Source organism: Streptomyces sp. NRRL S-31, assembly GCF_000718775.1.
In the GTDB taxonomy this organism is placed as follows: Bacteria; Actinomycetota; Actinomycetes; order Streptomycetales; family Streptomycetaceae; genus Streptomyces.
In genome coordinates this window covers 1-9,433 of the sequence record NZ_JOCB01000162.1, presented here as the reverse complement: position 1 = coordinate 9,433, position 9,433 = coordinate 1, and the positions used below count along the sequence as shown (strand labels likewise).

At 73.8% G+C, this 9,433-nt stretch carries 9 protein-coding genes and 1 pseudogene; 5 read left to right on the top strand and 5 right to left on the bottom strand.

Features of this window, described 5'->3' with window-relative positions; translation table 11 throughout:
• Positions 1-674 precede the first annotated feature (674 nt).
• Entirely contained in the window at positions 675-1,133 is a 459-nt protein-coding gene (locus tag IF37_RS0137105) for a hypothetical protein (RefSeq protein WP_030753663.1), read from the top strand.
• 436 nt (positions 1,134-1,569) lie between these two features.
• Here the strand turns inward: IF37_RS0137105 and IF37_RS0137100 are convergent, their stop codons facing one another.
• The 3 genes from IF37_RS0137100 to IF37_RS0137090 all read right to left on the bottom strand — a co-directional run bounded on the left by IF37_RS0137100 (position 1,570) and on the right by IF37_RS0137090 (position 3,842).
• Positions 1,570-2,574: a HEAT repeat domain-containing protein gene (locus IF37_RS0137100; protein WP_030753661.1), complete on the bottom strand. Its 1,005-nt coding sequence runs from the start codon at positions 2,572-2,574 to the stop codon at positions 1,570-1,572.
• Between the two features lie 3 nt (positions 2,575-2,577).
• On the bottom strand, positions 2,578-3,267 hold the full coding sequence (locus tag IF37_RS0137095) for a HEAT repeat domain-containing protein (protein ID WP_030753658.1): 690 nt from the start codon (positions 3,265-3,267) through the stop codon (positions 2,578-2,580).
• 92 nt (positions 3,268-3,359) lie between these two features.
• On the bottom strand, positions 3,360-3,842 hold the full coding sequence (locus IF37_RS0137090) for a hypothetical protein (protein WP_030753655.1): 483 nt from the start codon (positions 3,840-3,842) through the stop codon (positions 3,360-3,362).
• Between the two features lie 195 nt (positions 3,843-4,037).
• Here IF37_RS0137090 and IF37_RS41115 point away from each other — a divergent pair, with 195 nt between their 5' ends.
• Together IF37_RS41115 and IF37_RS43140 are read left to right on the top strand one after the other, a co-directional pair.
• A complete protein-coding gene (locus IF37_RS41115) occupies positions 4,038-4,736 on the top strand; it encodes a hypothetical protein (RefSeq protein ID WP_030753651.1) in 699 nt (232 codons plus the stop codon).
• Positions 4,737-4,911: 175 nt separating this feature from the next.
• Positions 4,912-5,073 (top strand): hypothetical protein, encoded by a 162-nt coding sequence (locus IF37_RS43140; RefSeq protein ID WP_173457110.1) that lies wholly within the window; start codon positions 4,912-4,914, stop codon positions 5,071-5,073.
• Positions 5,074-5,115: 42 nt separating this feature from the next.
• Here IF37_RS43140 and IF37_RS0137075 read toward each other — a convergent pair whose 3' ends face one another.
• Both IF37_RS0137075 and IF37_RS44735 read right to left on the bottom strand, forming a co-directional pair.
• Complete coding sequence (locus IF37_RS0137075; RefSeq protein ID WP_030753648.1) at positions 5,116-5,811, bottom strand: DUF4232 domain-containing protein; 696 nt, start codon at positions 5,809-5,811, stop codon at positions 5,116-5,118.
• Positions 5,812-5,888: 77 nt separating this feature from the next.
• A complete protein-coding gene (locus IF37_RS44735) occupies positions 5,889-6,059 on the bottom strand; it encodes a hypothetical protein (protein ID WP_158727454.1) in 171 nt (56 codons plus the stop codon).
• Positions 6,060-6,349: 290 nt separating this feature from the next.
• Here IF37_RS44735 and IF37_RS0137065 point away from each other — a divergent pair, with 290 nt between their 5' ends.
• The gene (locus IF37_RS0137065) at positions 6,350-8,656 is read left to right on the top strand and encodes a helix-turn-helix domain-containing protein (RefSeq protein ID WP_079166063.1); all 2,307 of its coding nucleotides are present in this window, start codon (positions 6,350-6,352) and stop codon (positions 8,654-8,656) included.
• Between the two features lie 280 nt (positions 8,657-8,936).
• A pseudogene (locus IF37_RS0137060) lies at positions 8,937-9,433 on the top strand (IS5 family transposase); the annotation flags it as partial.

Here is a 9,433-nt window from a genome sequence, read left to right as displayed (position 1 = left end):
GCGCCGGTCGTGGCGAGACCCGTCAGGGCGAGGGAGCGCAGGCGGGCGAGGCGGCGGGTGGCGGTGAACGCGAGCATGGGGAAGGAACTCTCCTGGAGGGCGTCGTTCGAGGCGCCGGCCGGATGTCCCGGTCGCGGCCCGCAGGGCGTCATGGTCGAGGCCCTGTCTGCACGACGCCGCAGGAACGGTCCGGTGGTCCACACCGGGCTGCGCCCTGCGGCGTACGGCAACGACCACCATGGTTAGCGGCCCACCCAGGCCAGGGCAAGAATGTGACCTACTACGCGACATAGAAGGAATCACGCAAATCGGTCATATGGTCGCCATTGCCCCTGTTTGTCGCAGTGTGCGTCTACGGTGCCGCTTAGGACGTGATATGGGTCCTATGGGCCTCATCACCCGCCACCCCGGGGAAAACGCCTTCCGGCGGCCCGCACGCCCCCGTCCGCACCGCCCCGGCGACGTCGTCCCCGACGGCACCCGTGCGCCGCCGGCCCTCGTCGGCGACGGGCATCCGCGGGCGGTTCCGAGGGCTCCCGCCTCACCCCGCAGGGGAGAACCGCTGCGCCGTACGAGTGGCGTTGCGGCCTCTGGCGGACAGCCGGTACCGCCTTCGAGCACAACTGGTGACCGGACCTCGTCCACCACCCCATCGCTCACTCCGCGGAGGAATCGTGAGGAAGCTCCTGGCCCTACTGGCCGCCCCGGCCCTCGTACTGGCGACCGCGACTTCGTCCAGCGCCACGAACGCCGACACGACGAGCTGGAACGGCTACTCCGGAACCGACTCACGGTGGCACTGCGGGGCCACCGTCACGATCAGGCAGGGGTTCCAGGCCCAGTCCTGCGTCGTGAAGTCGTCCGACGGCGTGACCTATCAGGGCGCCACGATCATCAGCCTCGCTTCGGCCACGAGGGTCTACGGCGTCACCGAGTCCTACGAGGCGGGCACCTTCACCTGGTTGAGGAACTGCTCGACCGGCGACCACCCGGAGCGTCGGCCGACCGGGCGGTCGGTCTGCTACAGCAAGACCCGCACGGGGAAGAAGAGGCACACGGTGCGGGCCCGCTCCTACATCGAGGCGGGAGCTGCGGAGAAGCTGTGGTGGTCACCGACCGTCACTCTCGGCTGACCGCCCGGCCGCCGGGTGGGGTGCCCTGCCATGCCTGTGGGCGCGCACGCGTGTGCGCGGGCCGGGGGCACGGTGCGGACCCCGTTCCGCAGGGCGCGGCCACCGGGCCCCGGGCGGTGTCAGGCCGTGGGGCGCATGGTCACGCGCCGGGTCCACGAAGCTGGTGGGCGGGATGCCGAGGGCCCTGGCGTGCCGCGGCCGGGCCGGTGGGCCGGCCGCGGCACGCCACTCGTGCGCGGCGCCCACGGCCGGCTTGCTCCCGTGCCGACGGGGTGTCCGTCCGGGCCGGAGTCCGGCCGCTGGCCTGTGGGCGGTGGACGACGGACCGTGAGCCGGCTCGGCGGCGGGCGGCGAGCCGGGGGCCTCTCGGCGCCGGGCCGTTGGCCCGTCGGCGGCAACTGGCCAACGGTGCGCGGCACTTCGGGGGAGGTTCTCGTCAGCGTGCGACGCGTAGCGTGAGGAGGTACCGCGCGGTGAGCGCGACGGCCGGGTCCTCGTCCTGAGAGAGATCCGCGAGGGCGCGGGACGTCGTGGCCCCCGGGATGTCCGCGAGCGCCTGTGTCAGCCGTCGGCGTGCCGACGATCCGGTGGCGCGGTGGGCGAGGCGGTCGACGAGCCCGGTGGCGATCTGCTCCGCCGACGCGGGATCACTCGCCAGCGTGCCCAGCGCATCGGCCGCGTCGGTGTCGTTCCGCCCCTCGACGATCATGCCGATGAGCGTCGGGACCGCGTCGGCCACTCCACGCGTCCCGAGCGCCAGCGCCGCGTATCCGCGGACCACGGCGTCGGGGTGGGCGAGGGCGTCCCGCAGCGGTCCGGTCGCCTCAGCGGCCGGGATCTCGGCGAGGGTCCGGACGGCCCGTTCCCGCACCTCGGCCTCGGGAGAGGCGAGACCCTCCGCCAGGAGCGCCGGACCGTCCCCGCCCGACTGCGCCAGAGCCCAGCGAAGGGCCCCGGCGACGTTCGGGTCCGACTCGGTCAGCACGGCCTCGACCAGTGCCTCCACCGGTACGGGCGCCTCCTCGACCGCGGCCAGGGCGGCGCGCTGCCGCGCGCCCGCGTTCGTCGACCGCAACGCCTGGAGGAGCTCGACGGTCTTCAGGACGTCCTCCCAGCCCGCGGGTTCCGCCGCGCCGATCCGGCACAGTCGCGTGAGCAGCTCCGTCTCCGTCGCGATGCGTTCTCGTGTCCGGCGGATGAGGTCGTCGACCAGCTCCGCGGGCGCGAAGCCCGGGTCGTCGAGCGCGCGGCCGACGTCGCGCAGCGACAGCCCCAGTGACCGCAGGCTCTCGATGTGGAAGATCCGCCGGATGTCCGCGCCGGAGTACTCCCGGTAGCCCGAGCCGGTACGGCCCGTCGGCCGCACCAGACCGAGCGACTCGTAATGTCTGAGCATGCGGGCGCTGACGCCGGACCGTCGCGCGACGTCGCCGATCAGCACTGCCTACCGTCCCTCCCCGCCCGCCCCGCCGAGGGCCACGACGCGCTTCGCCTCCTCGATCGCGGGCGCGAAGCCCGCGTCCGGGTCGTGCCACAGCTGTTCCGTGGCGAGCGCGTGCGCGCGCACGCGGGGGTCGGGATCGGCCGTCGCGGCGCCCAGTACCGGCAGCATCACCTCCCCGAGCGCGATCAGCGCCCGGCTGAGGCTCAGCCGCGTCCCGCGTTCGCCGCGCCCGAGCTGTGCCGCCAACCCTACGGCCAACTCGCGCTCCTCGCCCTCGGGTACGAGCACCACCGCGGCCCGCCAGGCGCTCCGGGCCACCTCGTCGTCGGGGTCGGACAGCAGTGCCGGTGTGATCACCGGCCATGCCTGCCGATCCCCGATCTTGGACAGGGTGTGCAACGCCTGGCTCCGGGCCCGCGCACGCTCCGGGCGGACGTCGCCGCCCGAGCGGACCTCGTCCACCAGCAACGGCACCGTCAGTGGTGCCGCGTGCCGGGTGAGCGCCCACGTCAGTGTCTCGCGTACGTGGAACTCCGGTTCGGTCGCGCACCGCTCGACGAGCTTGCCGATGTGCTCCGGGTCCGGATGCGTACCGGCCGCCAGCGCCGCCCGCAACCGGACCGACGAGTCGTCGTGTTCCAGGCCCCGGAGGATGCGCTCCGAGTGCGCGTCCTTCGTCGGCTTGGTCATGGGGACCACCTCCTCGGCCGCAGTGAAGACCTTGTCACCGTGTCAAGGTCAAACGCGGGCACGGCGGGAGGCGGCCCGGCGTCACGTCCGCGTCACGAGGCGCCTGTTCCCTGGTCGTGGAAGACTCCGACCCTGGTGGCGACGAGCGTGCCGTTGGCGGCGGGGTCCTGCGGTACGGCGAGGACCTTCTCGCTGCCGCACAGCAGTTGCACCTTGCCCGGGAGGGAGAGGGTGACGGTCCCCGTGCCGGTGAGCGAGGCCTCGTTGTAGCCGCTGCCGCGGGGCGTGGCCATGGTGGGACCGCCGGTGATCCTGCACTGGCCCTTGTCCGCGTAGACCACGAGGGCGGAACCGGTCACCGTGTAGGTCCCGGCGGGGAGCGACAGAGCGACGACCTGCGTGTCCGTGGTGCCGATGGAGCGCACCGCCGTGGCCTTGTAGACATCGCCCGGAGCGTCGGACGCGGCGGCGGCCGGCTGGGACGCGTACGCGGCGGCTCCGGCGCAGACGGCCCCCAGCGCCGCCATGGCGACGGCGGGTATTCCGATAATCCTGGTCTTCGTGGTCCTGCGCATATCCCACTGCCCCCTGAAGAAGTCCGGATCATGTGCGCCTCCAGGGCACCAACAACCGCGGCGGTCACACCAGTTCGGACAGGTGAAGTGTGCGCGAACCGAATCTACGGGGAGGTGACGAACGGTGGATCGTCGCGCGCTGCCACGGACGTGCCGCGCGGCCGGGAAGACACGTGAACGGGCCTTCATCCGATTTTGGTCAGACCTCGCCGGCCGCTCTGCCTGGTCACGGCGCTGCGCACGCTGCTGCTCAACGGCTTCACCACCGTACGCACCATGGGCAGCGCGCTGCCGCAGCCGCTGGTGGTCACCGTGCGCGAGTCCGCGGAGGCGGGGGCCGTCAGCGGGTCGCGCCTGCACATCGCCCCGCACATCATCTCCGCCCGCGGCGCCCACGGGGACGTGAGCGCCTCGCTGGGCAGCAGGCCGGAGGTCGAGGTGGGGCTCCTCGCCGACCGTGAGTCCGAGATCCTGCGCGCGGTCCGCGGCGAGGCCCGGCTGGGCGCCGACTGGATCAAGTTCGGGGGCACCGGGGGCTTCTTCTCCCCCTCGGACAGCCCCGACCAGGTCACGTACCTGTCGGTGCAGTTCGAGGCCCTGCTCGCCGGGGACCTGTGGCACCGCAATGCCGCGCACGCCAACGCCATGGCGCGGCGGCTGGCCGACCGGCTGCGGGACACCTGCGGGGTCGCTCCCGCCCGTCCCGTGCAGTCGAACGCCGTCCTCGTCCGCCTGCCGCCGGAGGTGATCGCGGCTCTACGGCGCACGCAGCCCTTCCACATGAGCGATCCCGGCACGGGCGAGGTGCGCTGGATGTGTTCCTTCGACACGACGGAGCGGGACGTCGACGCCTTCGCCGCGGCGGTGCTGCGCGAGCTGGGCCGCCCACGGTGACACCGCGACCGGGTCCCTCGCCTGCTCGGACAGCGCGAGCGTTCGTCCTGCGGGGGCACTCGGTGGTCGCGCGGAAAGGGGGCGCGACATGGCGGGCGACGACTTCTGCACACATGCCCGCCCGGCTGATCCGAAACTCGCGGAGGACCGCCCGCGAGGCGGAGGGCCGGAAGACGTGCGCGCCGGCAGGCGGCGGGGCGACAAGCCGCTGTGGATGGTGATCGGATTGATCATCATCGTGGCAGTGCTCCTGGTGGTGCTGCTGCCCCCGGTCTGGTCGTGGCACGGCCGAGGTGCCCGGCGGCTCGTCCGGGCACCTCGTCTCCCCCACCCCTGACAGCGGGGCGGACCCCCGCCGTCAGATCACGCGGCGGAGCCTTCAGAAGTCGTCCGCGCCGTTGCGGAGCTCCGGGGTCCAGTAGCCGGTGAGGGCCTTCGCCGGGTCGACGGCGATGCCGCTGCCGGGCGCGGAGACGGCGATGACCGTGGAGTCGCCCTCGAGCATGACGGAGAAGGCCGATACGGGCTCGTTCTCCTCGTCGACCCCGCCGTCCGACAGCTTCACCAGCGCGTAGGCCGGGGCTCCCGGCGTCAGCACGACCGGCGAGGCCGGCTTGCTCTTGGCGACGACCGGGACGTCCTGCTTGTGGCTCTCCAGGAACTGGATGTGCGGCGCACCCGCCAGCCGGCAGGAGCTGCCGGAGGTGTTCTTGGCCGTGAGGACGATGTGGGTGTAGGGCGGGCCGTCCTGCGTGGCGGCGGTGACGCGGACGTCCCGCGCGGTGCAGACCCGGGCGGCGGCCGACGCCTGCTCGCCGGTCGTACCCGCGGAGCCGGCGGCGGAGTCCCTCGGGCTCTTCGACTCCGTCGAACGCGCCGGTTCGGCCGCGTCCGTCGTGCCGGACGCGCTGGTGTCCTTGCCGTCGGCCGCCTTGCCGGTCGCCGCGACGGTGGCCGCCACGGTCGCCTTGGGGGCCGAATCGGCCTTGCCCTCGCTCTGGCAGGCGGTGAGGGACAGAGTGAGGACCGTGCCCGCGGCGGCGAGCAGGACGGAGTGGTTGCGCAGAGTGTTCATGGAGATGTCCCCGTGATTGGTGCGGGGCCGCGGACCGGTGCCGTCGGCCTTGGTCGGAAGGTGGTGTAGCGCGGTTCTCAGCTGCCCGTGCCGGGCCGGTGGCCCGACGGCGGGGTGGAGAGGGACCCGTGGGGGTCGGCGTGCTCGAGGGACCGGCCTGCCCGGTACGCCACGGCGGCGGTCAGCGCGCCGGCCGCCGGGACGCTCCGTCCGGAGGTCCCGGTGGCCGGTTCGTCGCTGCGGTTCATGCGAGCTGTCCCCGTTTCGTGTTCTACGGCAGGTCTTCGGTGGTCGTCGGGCGGCGGGCGGCTGGTCCGGGGTGCTCCCGAGCCGCACGGAGTCCGTCCCCCGACGGATCCGTTCTGTACGGCTCGGCCACCCCGGCCCGGTCCGCCCCGAGGGGGGGCCGCCCGCGCTGTATCCAGTCGACCACCTGCGATCTTCGTTGCCCAGGCGGTTCCACCGGCAGAAGTACCGTGCGCCATACTTCTGCCGGATGCTCGCGTTCGGACGGGCCAGACGATCGGAGACGCCGACGGTGCGCGGTGGCACGCCTCCCCCAGGGGACTTCGGGCAGCGGTTACGCCTTCTGCGGGCGCGTGCCGGAGTGAGCCAGGAGGCTCTCTCGCAGGCCGCCGGAGTGAGCGTCAGGGCCCTGGCCGACATGGAGCGCGGGCGTACCCGGGGACCGCAGCGCCGTACGGTTCAGGCGCTGGCCGAAGCGCTGGGACTGGACGAGGTCGAGGCGGCGGCCCTGGAGGAGTCCGCCGCCCTGGGCCGTCCGCGTCCCCGGACGGACGCCGTCCCGGCCGCCCCGGGTGCCCTGACCCTGCCCCGGGACATCCGGGACTTCACCGCGCGCGACGCGGCCCTCGCCGGGCTGCTGGAGCTGGCGCGGGACGCCGGTCCGAGCCGGTCGGTGGTCACCGTGGTCGCCGGGCAGCCCGGTCTGGGCAAGACCGCGTTCGCGGTGCACGCGGCGCACCGTCTCGCCCCGCACTTCCCGGACGGGCAGTTCGCGCTGGACCTGCACGGCATGGATGCCGAGCCGACCACTCCCCGGGACGCGCTGGCCCGGCTGCTGCGCGCGATGGGCATCGACGACGCCGCGATACCGGCCGGCACCGACGAGCGGGCGGGCCTGTGGCGGTCCCTGGCCGCCGGCCGGCGGCTGCTCCTGCTGCTGGACAACGCCGTCGACGAGTCGCAGGTCGGCCCCCTGCTGCCGGGCACCGGCCCGTCGCTGACCATCGTGACCAGCCGCAACGCCCTGGCGGGTCTGGAGTCCGTGCACCGCTGCGATCTGGCCCTGCTGCGGCGCGAGGAGGCGGTGGAACTGCTGACCCGCATCCTCGGTCCGGAGCGGGTGCGGGCGGAGGCGCAGGCCGCACGCGACCTCGCCGACCTGTGCGGGCACCTGCCACTGGCCGTCCGGATCGCCGGGCAACGGCTGCTCAGCCGGCCCCACGAACGGCTGGGCAAGCTCGTCGCCCGGCTCGCCGCCGAGGGACGCCGGCTGGACGGCCTCGAGGCCGGAAGCCTGCGGGTGCGTGCCGCCTTCGCGCTCTCGTACCGGCAACTGCCCGCGGGCTCGCGGACGTTCCTGCGTCGCGCCGCGCTGGCCGCCGGGCCGGACTTCAGTCCCGAGACCGGCGCGCTCCTGGCCGGGCTGTCCTACGACGAGGCGATGGCCTGCGCCGAGGAACTGACCGACGCCGGACTGCTCCAGAGTGATCCCGCCGCCGAGCGGTACCACTTCCACGACCTGCTCAGGCTCTACGCGGCCGAGCAGGTCGAGGCCGAGGACGCCCCCGAGGCCCGGGACGCCGCGCTCGACCGGACCGCGCGGTGGATGCTGCGCCGGGCGACCGCCGCCGCGCTGCACTTCGACGTCGACCACGACCGGACGGCGCCGAGCGGCGATCCGGATCCGGAAGGGGCGCCCGCCGGCCGGGAGGAGGCGCGGGCCTGGCTGGAGGCCGAGCGCGCCCAGTGGCTCGCCGCGCTGCGCCGGGCCCACGACACCGGCTGGCACCGGGAGGTCCTCGACACGGCGGCGGCGATGCACTGGTTCTCCGACCTCAACCAGCACTGGGAGCAGTGGGTGGAGGTGTTCCAGCGGTCCGCCGGCTCCGCCCGCGCACTCGGCAGCAGGCAGGAGGAGGCGGTCCACCTCAATTACCTCGCCTGGGCCTACAACCTCTGCGTCCACGATCCCCGGGCCGCTCTGGCGTCCGCCGGTGAGGCGCTCGTGGCGGCCCGGGAGAGCGGGGACGGGCTTCAGGAGGGCTGGGCGCTCGGCTACGGCGCGGGGGCGCTCCACCGGCTGGGCCGGCCGGAGGAGGCCCACACCCGGCTGCGCGAGGCGGCCGACTGCCTCGCCGCGCAGGACTCCCACCCGGCCAGGCTGGCCGAGCTGACCATCCTCAACACGCTGGGCACCCTGCTGCGCCTGATGGGCCGGCCGGCGGAGGCCCTGGAGATCCACCGCCGCAGCGAACAGATCTGCCGGGAGGCGGTTCCTGGGCGGGCGGACGAGCTGATCGCGTTGTACCACGCGGTCGCCCGGCAGCAGATCGGCAACGACCTGGCGGCCCTGGAGCGCTGGTCGGAGGCCGAGCCGTCGCTCCGGCAGGCCCTCGCCTCCTTCGAGGCCCGGCAGATGCCGGCCTGGGCCGAACAGGCCCGGCTCGACCTGGGGCGCGTGCTCGGTGCCATGGGGCACCCGGAGGCCCGGCAGACGCTGCTCGCCGCCCGCGACGCCCTCGCCGCGCTGAGGAGCCCGCGCCAGGCGGAGGCCGTCGACGCGCTCGCCGCGCTCGACCAGGTCACCGCCGACAGGTGAGGGCCGGCCGGACCGGGCGTGCCTGGTCCGGCCGGCCGCTCAGCAGCGGTGCGCGGAGACCGGGCTCGGGGTTCGGGTCCTGATCGGCGTGGTGGGGCCGCTGCGGGAACGGTCGTCGTCAAGCCCCGGGGGCAGGACGACCTGGACGAGCCCGTCCCGTATCTCCTGCCCTCGGGCCGCACCGCGTCACCGCCCTGACCCCGGCCCCGCCGACCGCGGTACCGGTCCTACGGGGATCTCTACCGCCGCGGCGCTAGGCGGTGTCTTCAAATGATCTTGAGTGGTGGATCATGGTCAGGCGATACGTCGCCATGAACTGTCTGATGCGGAGTGGGAGTTCGTCCGGCCGCTGCTGCCCGAGTCGTTGCGGGGCAGGAAGCGGTTGGACGACCGCACGGTGCTCAACGGGATCGTGTGGAAGTTCCGTACCGGGACCGCTTGGCGGGACGTGCCCGAGCGGTACGGACCGTGGGCCACGCTGCACACCCGGTTCCGTCGGTGGGCTCTGGACGGCACGTTCGAGCGGATGCTCCAGGCCGCCCAGGCGAGGGCGGACGCGGCCGGGGACATCGACTGGCTCGTGTCGGTCGACTCCACCGTCGTCCGTGCCCACCAGCATGCCGCGGGGCACGAAAAGGGAGCGTCCGTCCCCCGGGGCTCGGACGCTCCCGAGGCAGTCTGACCAGCAAGATTCACCTGGCGTGCGACTCCCTGGGACGTCCACTCGCCTTCACCGTCACGGGCGGGAACACCAACGACTGCACCCAGTTCACCGCC